Here is a 17,923-nt window from a genome sequence, read left to right on the forward strand (position 1 = left end):
CACCCATCTAAGAAACGAACCGCTAGGGAACCGGGTTCCGCGCGTCGTACTTCAGGAACCCGGACTGCCAGCGCGCCACGAGCCAGGCCACCACCGCGCACAGCACCCCGCCGGCGAGCAGAACCCAGCCTTCACTGAGCAGCTTAGTCGCGCCGCCGGCCAGCATGTCCCCCACCCGGGGGCCGCCCGCGACGACGACCACGAAGACGCCCTGCAGCCGGCCGCGCAGGTGGTCCGGGGTGGCCGATTGCAGGATGGTGGTGCGGAAGACCGCGCTGACGGAGTCGGCGATACCGGCGAGCGCGCAGCACACGGCGGCAGGCACCAGCCAGGGGGTCACGCCCGCGGCGCCGGACCGGCCGGCGAGCACGACGACGAGGCCCAGCCCCGCGATGGAGGCGCCCCAGCCCATGACAGACCAGACCACCGCCGTGCCCTGCGCCCGGACCGCACCGAGCGGGCCGGAGAAGAGCCCGGCCAGGAACGCGCCGACGGCAGTTGAGGCCAGCAGCACGCCGACCGTGGCTTCGCCGCCACCGATCATGAGTGCGGCGATGGCCGGCAGCAGCGCCCGCGGTTGCGCCAGGATCATGGCCACGAGGTCGATCACGAAGGTCATACGCAGGTTCGGCCGCGTGCCGAGGAAGCGGAAGCCCTCGACGACGGAGCGCAGGCCGGCCCGGTGCGACTCATGCCCTGGCGGCATGGGCGGCAGCTTCAGCAGGGCCCAGACGACAAACGCGAAGCTGGCCACATCGATCGTGTAGGTCCAGGCGAAGCCGACCGTGGCCACCAGCACGCCGGCCAGCAGCGGACCGGCGGTCATGGTCAGGCCGAAGATCATCATGCTCAGGGCATTCGCCGCGGGCAGGAGCTCTTTCCGGACCAGGACCGGGATGATGGCGCTGCGGGCCGGCTGGTTGATGGCCTGCGCGCCGCTCTGCACCGCGACGAGCAGGTACAGCAGCCAGACGTTGCCCAAGTGCAGCCACGCCTGCAGCGCCAGGCCGACCGTAGTCAGCCACAGCACCGCGGAGGCGAGCAGCGCGACCTTGCGGCGGTCGTGGGCATCCGCGATGGAGCCGCCGAGGAGGCCGCCGAACACCAGCGGGACCAGGGCAAAAATGCTCAGCAGCCCCACGTACAGGCTGTCCTGGGTGAGCCGGTAGACCTCGAGGCTCACGGCCACGAGGGTGAGTTGGCTGCCCAACGCCGAGGCGGCGGATCCCAGCCACAGACGGCGGAAGGCCGGGCTTTCGCGTAACGGCGTGATGTCCGCCAGGAATTTCCCCACCCGGCAACTCTAGTGGGCCACAAAGGAAATAAGCCGAACCTTATTGTGACCAGCTCAAAATAAGTGCTTGAATGGGGCCATGACGGATTCGGTGGGCGGCAGCGAGGCATGGACCGCCGCCCTGCATGCCCACGGCCGCCGGGTCACTAAGCAGCGGCTGGCCGTGCTGGCCGCCGTCGAACGCCACCCGCATTCGCCGGCGGAGAGCATCCTTGCCGCAGCCCGCGAGGAGCTGCCCGAACTTACGGCGCAGTCCGTCTACGTGGTCCTCGGCGACCTGACCGAGCTGCAGATGCTGCGCCGCTTCGAACCCCCGCACTCGCCCGCGCTGTATGAGACGCGTGTGGGGGACAACCACCACCACGCCGTCTGCATCAGCTGCGGCCGTGTGGAGGACGTTGAATGCGCCGTCGGCCACGCGCCGTGCCTCACCCCGCACTGGGAGTCGGGCTCGAAGCCCATGACCATCCAGATCGCGGACGTCCTGTACCAGGGCATCTGCGAGGACTGCCAGCGCACCCAAAAACTCCCCGCCGACCGTAACTAAGTTAGAAACAGAAATAGGAGAATGATGACTCAGAACATCTCTGCGCCCGCAGTGTCCACGACACAGTCCGGTGCCCCCGTCACTTCCGACGCCCACTCGCAGTCCGTCGGTGCTGACGGCGCGATTATCCTGACCGACCACTACCTGGTGGAGAAGCTCGCCCAGTTCAACCGCGAGCGCGTGCCGGAGCGTGTCGTGCACGCCAAGGGCGGCGGCGCCTTCGGCACGTTCACGACCACGGGGGATGTCTCCCAGTACACCAAGGCCGCGCTGTTCCAGCCGGGCGCCGAGACGGACATGCTCATCCGTTTCTCCTCCGTCGCCGGCGAGGCAGGCTCCGCCGACACACTCCGCGACCCGCGCGGCTTCGCCGTGAAGTTCTACACCACCGAGGGCAACTACGACCTCGTCGGCAACAACACCCCGGTGTTCTTCATCCGCGACGGCATCAAGTTCCCGGACTTCATCCACTCGCAGAAGCGCCTCCCGGGCACCCACTTGCGGGACGCCGACATGCAGTGGGACTTCTGGACCCTCTCCCCCGAGTCCGCCCACCAGGTCACCTGGCTCATGGGCGACCGCGGCCTGCCGGCCTCCTGGCGTGAAATGCAGGGCTACGGCTCGCACACCTACCAGTGGATCAATGCAGCGGGCGAGCGCTTCTGGGTCAAGTACCACTTCAAGTCCAACCAGGGCGTCAAGTCCCTGACGGGCGACGAAGCGGAAGAGCTGGCCGGCGCGGACGCGGACTTCTACATCCGCGACCTGCAGGAGAACATCGACGCCGGCAACTTCCCCTCCTGGGACCTGCACGTCCAGGTGATGCCGTACGAGGACGCCAAGACGTACCGCTTCAACCCGTTCGACGTCACCAAGGTATGGCCGCACGGCGACTACCCGCTGGTCAAGGTCGGCACCATGGAGCTGAACAAGAACCCGGAGAACTACTTCGCGCAGATCGAGCAGGCCACCTTCGCGCCGTCGAACTTCGTGCCGGGCATCGCCGCCTCCCCGGACAAGATGCTGCAGGCCCGCATCTTCTCCTACGCCGACGCGCACCGCTACCGCGTGGGCACCAACCACGCCCAGCTCCCGGTGAACCTGCCCAAGAGCCAGGTCAACAACTACAGCCAGGACGGCGCGGCGCGGTACCACTTCAACGCCCCCTCGGTCCCGGTGTACGCGCCGAACTCCTTCGGCGGTCCCGCCGCCGTGGAACCGCAGAACCCGGCCGGCGGCTGGGAGAACGACGGCGAGCTGACGCTCTCCGCGCACTCCCTGCACGCTGAGGACGGCGACTTCGGCCAGGCCGGCACGCTGTACCGCGAGGTGTTCGACGACGGCGCCAAGGCCCGCCTGCTGGACACCCTCACCGGTGCGGTGGGCGGCGTCAAGGACGCTGGCATCAAGGAGCGCGCCATCCAGTACTGGACCAACGTCGACGCCGAGCTCGGCGCGAAGCTTCGGGCCAACCTGGGTGCCGCCGCCGGTGCTGCCACTTCGGACGCAGAGGCTGCCAACAAGATCGGCTAGCCTTTCCCGGCAATGAAAGAACACCCCGCCGCGGAGAACCGCGGCGGGGTGTTCTTTTCGTCCGGCGCCCGGACCGGCGGGACAGCTAGGCGCCGCTGGCGCCGGGGTCCGCCGCCGGGGCCGCCGGCGCCGACGCTGCCGCGGTAGCTGCTGCCGGCGCGCCCGCCGCTGCGGGGCGGTGGCCCCTCTTGGCGAGCTGGATCTGCTCGTAGACGTGGTGGCGGAGCTCGGTGAACCGGGGCAGGGAACGGGTCTCCAGCTGGTCCCGCTCGGCCGGAAGGTCGATCACGATGTCCTCCTGCACCACGGTCGGGGAGCTCGAGAGGATGATGACCCGTTCACCGAGGTAGACCGACTCGTCGATGTCGTGGGTCACGAAAAGCACGGTCACGCCGAGCTTCTTCCAGACCACCCGGATCAAGTCCTCGAGGTCCGCGCGGGTCTGCGCGTCGACGGCGGCAAACGGCTCGTCCATCAGCAGGACCTCGGGCTGGTATGCGATGGCACGGGCGATCGCCACGCGCTGCTGCATGCCGCCGGAAAGCTGCCAAGGGTAGGAGCGCGGCACGTGGGCCAGGCCCACGGCCTCCAGGGCCTCGTCGACGAGTCGGTCGCGTTCGGCCTTGGGCACGCCCTGGTTCTTCAGCGGCAGTTCCACGTTGTCCCTGACCCGCATCCAGGGGAACAGCGAGCGTCCGTATTCCTGGAAAACCACCGCCATCTTCTTCGGCGGCCCGGACACCCGCTTGCCGTCCAGGAGCACTTCCCCCTCGGTGGGGGTCATCAGGCCCGAGATGCACTTGAGCAGGGTGGTCTTGCCGGACCCCGAAGGGCCCACGAGGCAGGCCAGTTCACCGGCGCGGAGATCGAAGGTGAGGTTCCGCACCGCTTCGACGTCGCCGCCGTCGGTCTGGTAGACCTTCTTCAGTCCGCGGACGGAGAGCATCGCCTCCGGGGCCGCTTGCGCTGCACTAGGCTGCATTTTCTACCTCTTTCTGGCCGTGGTACCAGCGCAGGATGTTCCGCTCGGCCCACTGGAAGATGAATGACATGGCCACGCCCAGCAGTCCGAGGACCACGATGCCGGACCACATTTCGGGGATGGCGAAGGACCGCTGGAACTGGACAATCGTGAAGCCCAACCCGGAGGACGAGGCGAACATTTCGGAGATGACCATCAGGATCAGCCCCAGGGACAGCGACTGGCGCACGCCGGCGAGGATCTGCGGGCTGGCCGAGGGCAGCACCAGGTAACGCACACGGGCCCAGCCGTCGATGCCGTAGGTGTGGGCCGAATCCGAGAGGACCCCGTCCACGGCGCGGACGCCCTCAATGGTGTTCAGCAGCACCGGCCAGACACAGCCGGAGATGATGACCGCGATCTTCATCGAGTCGGTGATGCCCATCAGCAGGATCAGGACCGGGACCAGCACGGGCGGCGGGATGGCGCGGAAGAATTCGAGCGTCGGTTCCAGCAACGCCCGGAGCCATTTGACCGAGCCGATCAGCACCCCGCCCACGACGCCGATCACGATCGCCGCGACCACGCCGATCAGGAGCCGGGCGATGCTGGGCAGCACATCCGAGAAGAAGCGGGGGCCGAACCAGACCTCGCCGAACTTGTTGACCAGGGCGGCCGGGGTGGGGACGAAGAAATTGACCGTTCCGAGGGTGGAGGCCCACCAGGCCAGGACGAGCAGAACTGGCAGCGCGAGCAGGTAGGCCGCCGTTTTCAGTGCTTTCATACGATCACCTCAGAACGGACCGAGGAATGCCAGGACAGGGTCTTCTTTTCGATGAAGCGCATCAGGACGTTGATCAGCACACCGATCAGCCCGGTGGCGAGCACCAGGGCGTACATGCCCGAGATGGCGCCGCCGGATTGCGCGAGCGCGATTTCACGGCCTAGCCCCGGCGAACCGATCACGAGTTCCGCCGTGATGGCCAGGACCAGCGCCACCGTGGCTGCGAGCCGGACACCGGTCATCAGGTAGGGCAACGCGGTGGGGAACACGACGTAGCGGATCCGCGCCATCCACCCCAGCCCGTAGGTCTTGGCGGTGTTGTTGGCGACCATGTCGACGTCGGCCACCCCGTAGAGGACCTGAATGAGGACCTGCCAGAAGGCGGCATAGGTGATCAGCATCAGTGACGACTCGATCTTCACGCCGAAGAGCAACACGGCCAGCGGGATGAGGGCCACGGACGGAATCGGGCGCAGGAACTCGACGGTGGAGTTGGTGGCTTTGCGCAGGAAGCTGCTGGATCCGATGATGAAGCCCAGCAGCACGGCGAGGGCAACCGCGATGATGAGGCCCAGGAACCAGGCCTTCATGGTTTCACCGACCGAGACCCAAAACGCCGTCAGGCCGAAGTCGAGGGCCAGGGCGGAAATGACCTCGCTGGCGGGCGGAAGGTAACGTTCGTCGATAATTCCCAGACGCGGAATGAGCTCCCAGGTTCCCAGGAACCCAATTATCCCGACCACCCCGAGCAACTGCTTCACCGGAAGTTTGTGGCCGGACCGGCGGTTCCGCCTCCCGCCGGAGGCGGAACCGCCGGACGCCACAGCGTCGGAACTCATGGAACTTACCGAACTCACGGGAGGAGGTCGCCTGCGTTCGGGGCCTTGGACAGCGTCCCGTACTTGGCGGCAGCATCACCGAGGGTCTTGAAGGCGTCCTTGTTGAACTCCACACGGTAGCGGGGCAGGACAATCTTGGCCCGGGTGGCTTCGTCGATCTTGGTGTAGGTGCCCACGATGTCGCGGACTTCCTGCGGGTGCGCCTGGGCATATTCGAGCGACTTGTTCATGGCCCGGGTGAACTTCTGGGTCAGCTCGGCCTTGCCCTTGATGGTGTCCGCCTTGGTGAAGTAGCCGGCGATGTCCAGCTCAGGGCTCATGTCCACGAAGTTGGAGGAAATGATCTTGCCGCCCTCTGCGACGGCCTTGGACAGGAAGGGCTCCAAAATCCAGGCCGCGTCCACCTGCTTGTTGGCCAGCGCGGCGGGGGCGTCCGGGAAGGCCACCTCCACGAACTTCACGCTCGAGGGGTCGCCACCGGCCTTTTCGACGACCGACTTGATGGTGGTGTCCCCGATATTCGAGAGGTTGTTCACCGAGACGGTCTTGCCCGCAAGGTCCTTCGGGGACTGGATGCTGGACCCGGCGGGGACGACGACGCCGCCGATGTCCTTGCCCTTCTCGCCCGTGGTTGAGGCACCGTTGGCGACGAATTTCAGGTCAAGGCCCTTGTCCTTCGCCACCATGACAGAGATCAGGTTGGAGAAGGCGAAGTCGAAGCTGCCGCTCACCACGCCGGGTACGATCGCCGCACCGCCGGTGGCCGTCTGGATGTCCAACTGAAGGCCCTCGTCTTTGAAGAATCCCAGCTTGTTGCCCAGGTAGATGGGAGCGCAGTCGACGATCGGGATGACGCCGACGCTGACCTTGGTCAGATTTCCGCCGCCCGTGGCACCGCCGGATGCGCTGCCCCCGCCGGTGGAACTCGGCGATCCGCTGCCGCAGGCCGAGAGGGCCAGGACCGATGCGGCCGCCAGCACGGCGATAATACGACGTTTCATGTTCACTCCTATGTGCGCATTGGCGTGGGCGTGACAAGCCCCCAAGCCCCGAAGTTCGCTCTTCGAACAAGCGTTCAAAATCAAGTCTGACCTAAGGGTACTGTGAGGTCAAGCACATTAGGCGCATTGTTACAGCTCCGAGACGAGCGCGGAAGAGGCCGCGGCAATACCTCCCGCAACGCAGCAACGCGGGGCCCCTACGCCCGTCCGGACAGGCCGGACGGGCCGTAGTGACCCCGCGTTGACTAACCGCGTTGAAGTGCAGCGTTGCAGCTACGAGCGGGTGAGCGACTCCGCATCCTCGTCCGCCGCCGGCTCGGCGGCCGGGCCGTTGACGGCGGCCCTTGCCTCGGCGAACTTCTCGTTGAGCCGGGAGTGGCGCTGGCCGTAGGCGAAGTAGATCGCGATGCCGATGACCAGCCAGATCGCGAAGAAGATCCAGGTCTCCACCGCCAGGTTCGTCATCAGGTACAGGCACAGGACGGCCGAGACGACCGGGAGCACCTTGCCGAACGGCACGCGGAAGGCCGGCTTAAGGTCCGGCCGCTTCCGGCGCAGCACCAGGATGCCGAGGCTGACCATCACGAACGCGGAGAGCGTGCCGATGTTGATCATTTCCTCGAGCAGGTCCACGTTGGTCAGTCCGGCCACGACCGCCACGGCCGTGCCGCAGATGATCTGCAGGCGTGCGGGGGTCGCCCGGATGGTGCCGGTCTTGGAGAGCGAGCGCGGCAGCAGGCCGTCGCGGCTCATGGCCAGGACCACACGTGAGAGGCCCATCAGCAGCACCATGATCACCGTGGTGAGGCCCACGAGGGAGCCGAAGGCGATGACCTTTGCGGCGTCGGTGTTCCCCACGGCCTCGAAGGCAGTGGTCAGCGTCGGGTTCTTCGCCTCGGCCAGCTTGGTGTAGGACACCATGCCGGTCAGGGCCAGCGAGACCAGGATGTAGAGCACGGTGACGATCGCCAGGCCGCCGAAGATGCCGCGGGGCAGCGTCTTCTGCGGGTTCTTGACCTCCTCGGCGGAGGTGGCGACGACGTCGAAACCAATGAAGGCGAAGAACACCAGGGCGGCGCCGGCGAAGATGCCGAGCGTGCCGTACTGGGCCGGGGCCGCGCCGGTGAGGAAGCCGAAGAAGGACTGCTTGAGCACGTCCGTGGCGCCGGTACCGCCGGTGGGTTCGGAGGCAGGGACGAACGGGGCGTAGTTCTCAAACTTCACGTAGCTGAAGCCGACGACGATGACGAAAAGCACGACGGCGATCTTGATCAGCGTGAACACGTTGCCGACACGGGCGGACAGCTTTGTCCCCAGCACCAGCAGCACGGTGAACACGGCAACAATCAGGAAGGCGCCCCAGAAGAGGTCGACGCCGGCCACGGAGATCGACGGCGGGACGTCCAGTCCCATCAGCGCGAACACTTTGCTGAGGTAGATGCCCCAGTATTTGGCGATCACGGCGGCGGCGGTGAAGAGCTCGAGGATGAGGTTCCAACCGATGATCCAAGCGAGCACCTCCCCCATGGTGGCGTAGGTGAAGACATAGGCTGAGCCGGCCACCGGGATGGCGGTGGCGAATTCGGCATAGCACATGATCGCCAGGGCGCAGGTGACGGCTGCGATGGCGAACGAGATGGTGACGGCGGGGCCGGCGAAGTTGGCGGCAGCCTTGGCCCCGACCGAGAAAATGCCTGCGCCGACCGCAACGGCGACGCCCATGATCATCAGGTCCCAGGTGCTGAGCGAGCGTTTCAGCTTGCGTCCGGGCTCATCGGCGTCGGCGATCGACTGCTCGATGGATTTGGTCCGGAAAAGGTTCATAGGAAAGTCCAAAATCTCGGTAGCTGGTTGGAAACAGACCTATTAATAGTAGTGTCCATCCACTGGACGGCCGCTTTTATCCCACATCGTGAGACGCAAAAGAGCGCGAACATACCCTTGGGGGCCCCGGCCGCGGGGCCCCCAAGTGAACGTTCGCGCCTAGGGCTTCAGTGGCTCAGGCGGGCCAGTCCATCAGCGTCGAGCGGATCAGGAAGCGCTTGCCCTCGGGAGCCTCGACGGAGAAGCCGCTGCCGCGGCCGGGGACGACGTCGACCGTCAAGTGGGTGTGGCTCCAGTAGTTGAACTGCTCCTTGGACATCCAGAATTCCAGCGGCTGCGGCTGCAGGCCGTCCGAGATGTCGAACAGGCCCAGCAGCACATCGGAGTCTCCGGTGAGGAACTCCCCCGCCGGGTAGCACATGGGCGAGGAGCCGTCGCAGCAGCCGCCGGACTGGTGGAACATGAGCGGGCCGTGCTGGAGCCAGAGCTTGCGCAGCAGCTCAACGGCTTCGGGGGTGAGCGCCACGCGGGAAAAGTCCTCGCCGGCCTGTGTCACGGCGGCGTCGAGCCTGGTCTGGGTCATCGGAGCTTCTCCTGCAAGTAGGGACGGCTGTCACGGGCGGGACGGGAAGGCGGGGCGGACCGGTCCGGTCCGCCCCGCCGCAACGGCTTAGAAGAAGCCGAGCTTGTTCTCGTTGTAGCTGACCAGCAGGTTCTTGGTCTGCTGGTAGTGGTCCAGCATCATGGCGTGGTTCTCGCGGCCGATGCCGGAGGACTTGTACCCGCCGAACGCGGCGCCGGCCGGGTAGGCGTGGTAGTTGTTGACCCACACCCGGCCCGCCTGGATTTCGCGGCCGGCGCGGTAAGCGACGTTGCCGTTGCGGGACCAGACGCCGGCGCCCAGGCCGTAAAGGGTGTCGTTGGCGATGCCCATGGCGTCGTTGTAGTCGCTGAAGCGGGTCACCGAAACCACCGGCCCGAAGATCTCCTCCTGGAAGATCCGCATCTTGTTGTGTCCCTCGAAGATGGTGGGCTGGACGTAGTAGCCGCCGGCGAGGTCGCCGGACAGTTCGGCGCGGGCGCCGCCGGTAAGCGCTTTGGCGCCCTCCTGCTTTCCGATGTCGATGTAGGAGAGGATCTTCTCGAGCTGGTCGTTGGAGGCCTGCGCGCCGAGCTGCGTGTCGGTGTCCAGCGGGTTGCCCTGGATGATCTTCTGGGTGCGGGCCAGCGCGTCGGCCATGAAGGAGTCGTAGATGCCTTCCTGGACCAGGGCGCGGGAGGGGCAGGTGCAGACCTCGCCCTGGTTGAAGGCGAAGAGCGTGAAGCCCTCAAGAGCCTTGTCGTAGAAGGCGTCGTTGTTATCCGCGACGTCGTTGAAGAAGATGTTGGGGCTCTTGCCGCCGAGCTCCAGGGTGACCGGGATCAGGTTCTGGGACGCGTACTGGCTGATCAGGCGGCCGGTGGTGGTCTCGCCGGTGAAGGCGATCTTGCGGATTCGCGGGCTGGAGGCGAGCGGCTTGCCGGCTTCGACGCCGAAGCCGTTGACGACGTTGATGACGCCCGCCGGCAGCAGGTCGCTGATCAGCTCCATCAGCACCAGGATCGAGGACGGGGTCTGCTCGGCCGGCTTGAGGACGACGGCGTTGCCGGCGGCGAGTGCGGGGGCCAGCTTCCAGACGGCCATCAGGATCGGGAAGTTCCACGGGATGATCTGGCCGACGACGCCGAGCGGCTCGTGGTAGTGGTAGGCGGTGGTGTCGTCGTCGAGCTGGGACAGCCGGCCCTCCTGGGCGCGGACGGCGGAGGCGAAGTAGCGGAAGTGGTCCGCGGCGAGCGGGATGTCGGCGTTGAGGGTTTCGCGGATCGGCTTGCCGTTGTCCCAGGACTCGGCGACGGCGAGCATCTCGGTGTTCTCGTCGATCCGGTCGGCAATCTTGTTCAGGATGGCCGCGCGCTCGGCGACGGAGGTCTTCCCCCACGACGGGGCGACCTTGTGCGCGGCGTCCAGGGCCAGCTCGATGTCCTCGGCGGTGCCGCGGGCGACCTCGCAGAAGGCCTTGCCTGTCACCGGGGTGATGTTCTCGAAGTACTGGCCCTTGACCGGGGCAACCCATTCGCCGCCGATCCAGTTCTCGTAGCGGTCCTTGAAGGTGACCTTCGAGCCCTCGGTACCGGGCTGTGCGTAGACAGTCATTGCTAGCTCCTTTGCTGTGCAAGATTGGTGGCGGAAGCGGCCAGGATCTCTGCGGCCGCCGCTGGCACCAGCCTAGGAGCCGGGAGGTTGCGAGCAGGTTGCAACCATGTGAGCCGGATCACGCGGACTCTCATTGCGCTGGGCTCGTTCAGGAACGCGGCCACCATCCAGGCAATAGGGCCCGTGTTCTGGTACTTACCTCCACCCCGCAATACCTATGGACACCGCCGGAGCCCCCTCCGATACTCAGCGTGACGCCGCAGGCTGTTGCGGCGTGGGCGTCCAGCTGCTCACCAACGGCGCTCACACCTTCATTGAGGGGGCTCTTGGCATGGTGGTAAAAACGGCAACAAAAGCAGGAGGAAGAGGCTGGCGGATGGCGTCGGCCATTGCATTGGCTTCGGCGATGGCCAGCACCTTCGTGGTCTCGCAGGCTGTCCCGGCGAGTGCGGCGACGTCGGGCGGGATGGTGATCTCAGAACTCAACTACCATTCCGGATCGGATCTGGATACCGACGACTTCCTGGAACTGACCAACACATCAGGCGCTCCGCTGGACATCTCGGGATGGTCCTTCACCGCCGGCGTCACGGCCGTCTTCGCTGCGGGCACCGTGGTTCCCGCCAACGGCTACTTTGTGGTGGCGAAGGATGCCGCCCAGTTCCAGACCACATACGGGTTCGCCCCGAACGCCGTCTACGGCGGAAACCTCAGCAACGGCGGCGAAGCGGTCACGCTGGTCGATGCGGCGCTGAACGTCGTGGACACCGTCACTTACGCGGACGTCGCGCCCTGGCCATCGACGCCTGACGGGACGGGCCCCACCCTCGAACTGCGCGACCTGACCTTGGACAACACACAGCCCGACAGCTGGGGCGCGAGCCTGGCTGCGGGCGGCACCCCCGGGGCCAAGAACTCGCTCGACGGGACCGGGCCGGCGCCGGTCGTCGCTGAGCTGAAGGCGACCCCGGCGCGGCCGGCCGCCGGTCAGCCGGTGGCCGTTACGGCCCGGCTCCGGACCGGCTCCACAGCTCAGCTCACCTACAAGGTGATGTTCGGCGCCGACGTCGTGGTTCCGTTCGTAGATGATGCGGCCAGCCCCGGCGGGGCAGGCGACGGCGTGTATTCCGGAACCATCCCGGGTCAGAGCGCGGGCAACCTGATCCGCTACCGGGTCGATGCCTCCGCGGGCGGTACCGGCTACTCGGAACCTGCGGCCGGTGACTCGGTGCGCTACCGCGGCGTGGTGGTCCTGAACTCCGCGGTCAGCAGCTCGCTTCCTGTCATCGAGTGGTTCATGGATGACGCCGTGTACAACGACATTCTGGCCAACCACCGCTACGACGACTACCAGGGCGCGGCGGTCTGGGCCTACAACGGCCAGGTCATCGACGGCGCCCTGATGAACGTGCGCGGCAACACCTCCCGGAGCAATGCGAAGGTGAGCTGGAAGGTCGAGCTGCCCAAGGGTTACATCTTCGATCTTGGCGGCAAGCTGCCCTATCCGCTGGACGAATTTGCGCTCCAGAACTACGCGGACAACTTCGCCGACGTCGGCTGGGCGACCGTGAAGGCCGGTGGCGACCGGGCCCTGAACATCGTCCCGGTCCGTACGCAGCGCAATGGCACCTTCTGGAGCCTGGGCCGGATCATGGAGACCGAGGACGGCCGCTGGCGGGATGACCAGGGCGTGTCCAACTGGGCGATCTACAAGGGCGACGGCGGCAGCGTGGGCGCCACGTCGTCTCCGGCCGCGCTCCAGGCCTCGGGCTGGCTGGACAAGAAGACCCGCAAGGATGAGGACTTCTCCGACGTCTGGACCCTGTCCAACTCGGTCGACGCCTCGCCCTCAGCGGCGCAGCAGGCCTGGATCTACCAGAATGTGAACATGCCGGAGCTGGTCAACTATATGGCGATCAACTCGATCATCCGGCACCAGGACAGCGGCTGGTACAACTGGTGGCTGGCCCGCGACACCGACGGGACCGGCCGGTGGGAGATGTGGCAGTGGGACCTGAACTGGATCTTCACCACTCCCTCCTCGGACGGCAAGGGCCTCTTCCTGACCCCGGACACCTCCAACAATTTCACGCAGGCCATGCTGAGCTACCCGGAGATCAAGGAAATGTTCTACCGGCGGCTGCGTACCCTGGCCGACCAGTTCCTTCCGGCCGGGCAGTACGAGGCGCAGTGGGACGCGATATCGGCCCAGACCACGCCGGACTGGAACCTGGACCGCGCTAAGTGGGGCGGGTACACGCCGGCGTCGGCGCGGACCGCGTTCCTGGCCGGCCTGGCGGATCGCCGCAACACGATCAACGGCAACACGGGCCCGGGACTGCCGGTGCCCACCACACAAGCGGCCGACGCGAATGTGGTGGTCAATGAGATCCAGTACCACCCGGCCGGAAGCGGTGGGGAGTACATCGAGCTGGCGAACCCCGGCAGCACGGCCGTGGATATCTCGGGCTGGACGATCGATGCGGTCGGCCTGAAGATCCAGCCCGGCACGGTGATCCCGGCCGGCGGACGCGTGGTGTTCGTGGCGAATGACAAGGCGTTCCGCCTCGCCTACACCGGGGCGAACCGCTTTGTGGGCGGCACGTTCACGGGCACTCTCGACGACGCCGGCGAAGCCATAGTGCTGCGCGACGGCAGCCGGGTGGTGGACTCCGTCACCTACTCGAACGCGGCGCCGTGGCCGACTGCGGCAGACGGCACCGGCCCTTCGCTGGAGCTGACCTCGCCGACGGCGGACAACTCCGTTGCGTCGAACTGGACCGCGGTGTCCACCACCGGCGGCACACCGGGACTGGCAAACACGAAGGGGACTCCGCCGTCGAATGTGGCGCCTGTTGCGGCGTTCACGAGTGGGGTGAGCGGGTTGACGGCGAACGTGAACGGGGCCGGTTCAACGGACTCGGACGGCACGATCGCCTCGTACGCCTGGGACTTCGGTGACGGCGGGACCGGGACCGGGGTGACGGCGAGCCACACCTACGCTGCCGAGGGGACGTATACGGTCACCCTGACCGTRACGGATAACGGCGGCGCCAAGGGTACGGTCAGCCATTCGGTAAGYGTTGCCGCGCCGCCGGCGGGCAGTGTCCTGGCTCAGGACACGTTYACCCGCACGGTCACCGGCGGTCTGGGGACGGCGGAAACGGGCGGGCCCTGGACATTGTCCGGGACAGCCTCGAACTTCGCCGTCAACGGCAGTGCGGCCACGATTGCCAGCCCCGCTGCCGCCAACCGCTACGCCTACCTTGACGGTGTCTCCTCCACCGACACGGAGGTGCGGGCAACGATCGGCTTCAACCGGCCGACCGCCAGCAGCATCTACACCGGCCTGATCGGCCGCCGGGTGGGTGCGGATACCTACGGTGCACGGGTGGTGGTTAATTCCGCCGGCGCGGTGAGCCTGCACCTGACCCGCAGCACGAATACGAACATGAGTGCCGCGACAGTGTCCGGACTGACCTTCAATACCGGGGACCGGCTTCAGTTCCGGCTGCAGGTTACCGGAACCGCACCGACCACCATCCGGGCGAAGGTCTGGAAGGTGGGCACCGCGGAACCGGCGAACTGGCAACTGAGCACAACCGACAGCACGGCCACGCTGCAGAGCGCCGGTGGAATCGGCATCTACAGCTACCTCAGCACCACCGGAACGCCGACCCCGTTGACCGTCAGCTTCGACGACCTCTGGGCCGGGCGCACCAACTAGCGATACTCGGCAAAGAAGTCCCCGCCGGCGCAGACGACGCCGGCGGGGACTTCTTTGTGCGCCATGCAGCGCCGAGAGCGCGTCCTGCTCAGGCGCCGAATTCGGCTTCGAGCCGCTCCAGGTCCGCGACGACGGCGGCGCGTCTGGGCGAGCGCGGCGGCAGCAGCTTCAGCGCGGCGGTGCGGACCTCGACGTCGTCCCGCGCTTCCGGCAGTTCGGCATATTTCAGCAGCGATTCGGCGCTGCCGTCGGTCAGTACGGCCTCGCGCAGCAGGGACGAGACGCGGCTGCGGAGCTCGGTGATCCCCGGCGCCTCGGAGCGCGGCAGGACCGCGCCGCGGTAGATTTCCAGCGCGATCCGGTGCGCGCCGCGCTGCAGGCAGCTGAGGACCTGGCCGGAGTCCGGCACGAGGTCCACCGGGAGGCGGTACGGCCTGGACTCCGGGACGGCGTCCGGATTGAGCTGCTGCAGGACCTTGCGCAGCCGCACCATCTCGGCGCGCAACGTCATGGTGGAGCCGTCGCGCGGGTAGAGCAGCGAGCTCAGCTCCTCGGCGTTGAGGCCTTCCGGATGCGTGCTCAGCAGGGTGAGGATTTCGCTGTGCCGGGCCGAAAGCGTGACGGTGCGGCCGTCGATGCTCAATACGGCCTGGTCGCGGCCGAGCATCTGCAGGCTGTTGCGGTACAGGCTGCCGGGCGCCCTGGAGCCCGCCCGGGCGGGCCGCGCTCCGCCGGACGCGGCGTCGGACCCGGCGCGAGACGCGGCGGCGGTCTGCCGGCGTCGAACCGGGGCGGCCTGCCGGGCGGCGGTCTGCCGGCGTCGAACCGGGGCGGCCTGCCGGGCGGCGGCAAGCTGGAGGCGCTCCACCCGCAGGTGCGCCTGCGCGGCGGCGACGGTCGCCTCGACGAGGGACAGGGTGTGCGGCGCGACGGCGGATTCGGTGCCGGTGATGTCGACGACGCCCAGCAGGGCCCCGGAATCCGGGTCGTGGAACGGCACGGCCGTGCAGCTCCAGGGGTGGACGGAGCGTTTGTAGTGTTCGGCGCCGGCGATCTGGATGCCGCGACCAAGGGCGAGCGCGGTGCCGGGGGCGCTGGTGCCCACGGTGGCCTCGGACCAGTCTGCGCCGGGGACGAACATCATCCCCTCGGCGCGGCGCTGCATGGCGGGGTCCCCTTCGACCCAGAGCAGCCGGCCCACCTCGTCCCCGACGGCCACCAGCATGCCGCTGTCGTGGCTGGGCAGGACCAGCAGTTTGTGGATCACGGGCATGATCGCGGCCAGCGGGTGCTGCCGGCGGTATTCCTCGAGTTCCTCGCGGTCCATGGCCAGCGGGGCTTCGGGGTTGTCCGGGTTGGCGTGCAGTTGCGCGGAGCGCTGCCAGGATTCCCGGATCAGGCTGCGGAGCCCGGGCGGCTGCTCACCGCCCAGGCCCATGGAGTCCAGTTGCTCGTGCCCCGCGTAGGCATACTGCTGGCGCAGCTCCGGGCTCAGGCCGTGGCCGGAGCCGCGCGGGGCCGTCTGCTCGACCGGATTCCTCATTGAACTCCCACCTGGCTGGCACACTCTTCAGCGCGCGACGGCATGCCGGAGGCAGCGTCGTTTCATCGAGTGTACGGTGAGTTCCGGACCCCCGCCAGAGGGTCGGCCAGCGCCGTTCAGTCCCGGGAAATCCGGATCATCTCTTCCCGCGGCACGACCTTGATGCGTTCGCGCACCACGCCGTCGTCCGGATGGGAAGCGGTCCACGCCGCGCCGAGGGCCAGCTCGTGGGCGTCCAGCTTGTTCCAGCCTTCCCAGGTGGTGTACTGGATGCCGCGCTCTTCGAGCAGGTCGATGATGGCCTGCGGATCCGGGTTCTGGGCCGGCGGAAGGGTGAGCCGGTCCTCGAGCAGGAAGCCGATGGTCTCCAGCGCATCTCCCTTGGTGTGGCCGATCAGGCCGACCGGGCCGCGCTTGATCCAACCCGTGGCGTAGATGCCGGGCACGGGCTTGCCGTCGGCGCCGAGCACGCGGCCGCCTTCGTTGGGGATGACGCCGCGCCGCGCGTCGTACTCCAGCTCGTCGAGCTGGGAGCCGTGGTACCCGATGGCGCGGTAGACGGCCTGGACCGGGTAATCGACGAACTCGCCGGTGCCCTTGACGTTGCCTGTGCCGTCCAGCCGCATGCGCTCGAACTTGATGCCCGTCACCTTGCCGGGATGCGCAGCGTCGCCTGTTTTTTCGCCGAGGATCTCGACCGGATTGTGCAGGAAGTGCAGGTGCAGCCGGCGGGAGGACGGTTCCTCGGCCTCGGCGTGCTCCTCGACGAGCCAGTTGCCGAGGGTGCTCACCATGGTCTTGATCTGGTTGTTCGTGCGGATGGCCTCGTCGGAGGCTTCGTCGAATTCGAAGTCCTCCGGGTAGAGCACGATGTCCACATCCTTCGCGTGGCTGAGCTCGCGCAGCTCCAGCGGCGTGAACTTCACCTGCGCCGGTCCACGGCGGCCGAAGACGTGCACGTCCGTCACCGGCGAGTTCTTCAGCCCCTGGTAGACGTTGTCCGGAATCTCGGTAACCAGCAGGTCATCTGCGTGCTTGACCAGCATCCGGGCGACGTCCAGGGCCACGTTGCCGTTGCCGATCACCGCGATTTCTTTGGCCTCCAGCGGCCAGTCGCGGGGAACGTCCGGGTGCCCGTCGTACCAGGAGACGAAGTCGGCCCCGCCGAACGAGCCTTCGAGCCCGACTCCCGGAATGTCCAGGTCCGCGTCCTTGATGGCGCCGGTAGCGAAGATCACGGCGTCGTAGAAAGCGCGGAAGTCGTGCAGGGTCAGGTCCCGGCCGTAGCTGACGTTGCCGAGGAAGCGGATATCGCCGCGGTCCAGCACCCTGTGCAGGGCGTTCACGATCCCCTTGATCCGCGGGTGGTCCGGCGCCACGCCGTAGCGGATAAGCCCGTAGGGCGCCGGGTAGGCCTCGAACAGGTCGATGCTGACCTCGAAGTCGCCGTCCTTGACCTCGTTGGACTTGGTCAGGATGTCCGCGGCGTAGACACCGGCCGGTCCGGCGCCGACAATCGCAACGCGGAGGGGACGTTTGGTCGTTCTTTCAGGCGAGGTTTCGGCCGAGTTGGACACCGGGAGCCCTTCTGAGTCTTGGCGGGTGCGCCGGCAGATACAGCGCACAGTCCCCTATTCTAAATGCCCCCGCGGTGGGGTGGTCCCCGGGTGAGGGAG

At 67.1% G+C, this 17,923-nt stretch carries 13 protein-coding genes; 3 read left to right on the forward strand and 10 right to left on the reverse strand.

Going from position 1 to position 17,923, the window contains the following annotated elements:
* Window positions 1-22 precede the first annotated feature (22 nt).
* The gene (locus AC1DBL_RS02270) at window positions 23-1,294 is read right to left on the reverse strand and encodes an MFS transporter (RefSeq protein WP_441416947.1); all 1,272 of its coding nucleotides are present in this window, start codon (window positions 1,292-1,294) and stop codon (window positions 23-25) included.
* Between the two features lie 79 nt (window positions 1,295-1,373).
* On the opposite strand from AC1DBL_RS02270, the gene AC1DBL_RS02275 reads away from it, so the two are divergent.
* Window positions 1,374-1,841 carry a Fur family transcriptional regulator gene (locus AC1DBL_RS02275; protein ID WP_476892074.1) on the forward strand — a complete coding sequence of 156 codons (468 nt, stop codon included), beginning with the start codon at window positions 1,374-1,376 and terminating at the stop codon, window positions 1,839-1,841.
* A 24-nt stretch (window positions 1,842-1,865) separates the two neighbouring features.
* Window positions 1,866-3,374, forward strand: coding sequence for a catalase (locus AC1DBL_RS02280; protein WP_476892290.1), 1,509 nt, complete (start codon window positions 1,866-1,868; stop codon window positions 3,372-3,374).
* An 85-nt stretch (window positions 3,375-3,459) separates the two neighbouring features.
* Here AC1DBL_RS02280 and AC1DBL_RS02285 read toward each other — a convergent pair whose 3' ends face one another.
* The 7 genes from AC1DBL_RS02285 to exaC form a co-directional block, all read right to left on the reverse strand.
* Window positions 3,460-4,356: an ABC transporter ATP-binding protein gene (locus tag AC1DBL_RS02285; protein WP_476892073.1), complete on the reverse strand. Its 897-nt coding sequence runs from the start codon at window positions 4,354-4,356 to the stop codon at window positions 3,460-3,462.
* A complete protein-coding gene (locus AC1DBL_RS02290; protein ID WP_441416943.1) occupies window positions 4,346-5,119 on the reverse strand; it encodes an ABC transporter permease in 774 nt (257 codons plus the stop codon). The genes AC1DBL_RS02285 and AC1DBL_RS02290 overlap by 11 nt, the downstream gene beginning before the upstream one ends.
* Window positions 5,116-5,958, reverse strand: a complete 843-nt coding sequence (locus tag AC1DBL_RS02295) for an ABC transporter permease (RefSeq protein WP_441416942.1) — start codon at window positions 5,956-5,958, stop codon at window positions 5,116-5,118. The genes AC1DBL_RS02290 and AC1DBL_RS02295 overlap by 4 nt, the downstream gene beginning before the upstream one ends.
* A gap of 14 nt (window positions 5,959-5,972) precedes the next feature.
* Window positions 5,973-6,959 carry an ABC transporter substrate-binding protein gene (locus tag AC1DBL_RS02300; protein ID WP_441416941.1) on the reverse strand — a complete coding sequence of 329 codons (987 nt, stop codon included), beginning with the start codon at window positions 6,957-6,959 and terminating at the stop codon, window positions 5,973-5,975.
* 273 nt (window positions 6,960-7,232) lie between these two features.
* Window positions 7,233-8,783 (reverse strand): amino acid permease, encoded by a 1,551-nt coding sequence (locus AC1DBL_RS02305; RefSeq protein WP_476925381.1) that lies wholly within the window; start codon window positions 8,781-8,783, stop codon window positions 7,233-7,235.
* Between the two features lie 175 nt (window positions 8,784-8,958).
* Window positions 8,959-9,366, reverse strand: a complete 408-nt coding sequence (locus AC1DBL_RS02310) for a DUF779 domain-containing protein (protein ID WP_175321362.1) — start codon at window positions 9,364-9,366, stop codon at window positions 8,959-8,961.
* A gap of 87 nt (window positions 9,367-9,453) precedes the next feature.
* Window positions 9,454-10,977, reverse strand: a complete 1,524-nt coding sequence (gene exaC / locus AC1DBL_RS02315) for an acetaldehyde dehydrogenase ExaC (RefSeq protein ID WP_441416939.1) — start codon at window positions 10,975-10,977, stop codon at window positions 9,454-9,456.
* 376 nt (window positions 10,978-11,353) lie between these two features.
* On the opposite strand from exaC, the gene AC1DBL_RS02320 reads away from it, so the two are divergent.
* Window positions 11,354-14,704, forward strand: coding sequence for a lamin tail domain-containing protein (locus tag AC1DBL_RS02320; protein WP_476925382.1), 3,351 nt, complete (start codon window positions 11,354-11,356; stop codon window positions 14,702-14,704).
* 88 nt (window positions 14,705-14,792) lie between these two features.
* On the opposite strand, the gene AC1DBL_RS02325 is transcribed toward AC1DBL_RS02320, so the two are convergent.
* Both AC1DBL_RS02325 and AC1DBL_RS02330 read right to left on the reverse strand, forming a co-directional pair.
* Entirely contained in the window at window positions 14,793-16,247 is a 1,455-nt protein-coding gene (locus AC1DBL_RS02325; RefSeq protein ID WP_476925383.1) for a GAF domain-containing protein, read from the reverse strand.
* 116 nt (window positions 16,248-16,363) lie between these two features.
* Window positions 16,364-17,824 carry an FAD-dependent oxidoreductase gene (locus AC1DBL_RS02330; protein ID WP_476925384.1) on the reverse strand — a complete coding sequence of 487 codons (1,461 nt, stop codon included), beginning with the start codon at window positions 17,822-17,824 and terminating at the stop codon, window positions 16,364-16,366.
* Window positions 17,825-17,923 lie beyond the last annotated feature (99 nt).

This window comes from Arthrobacter sp. 10T44 (genome assembly GCF_056393885.1).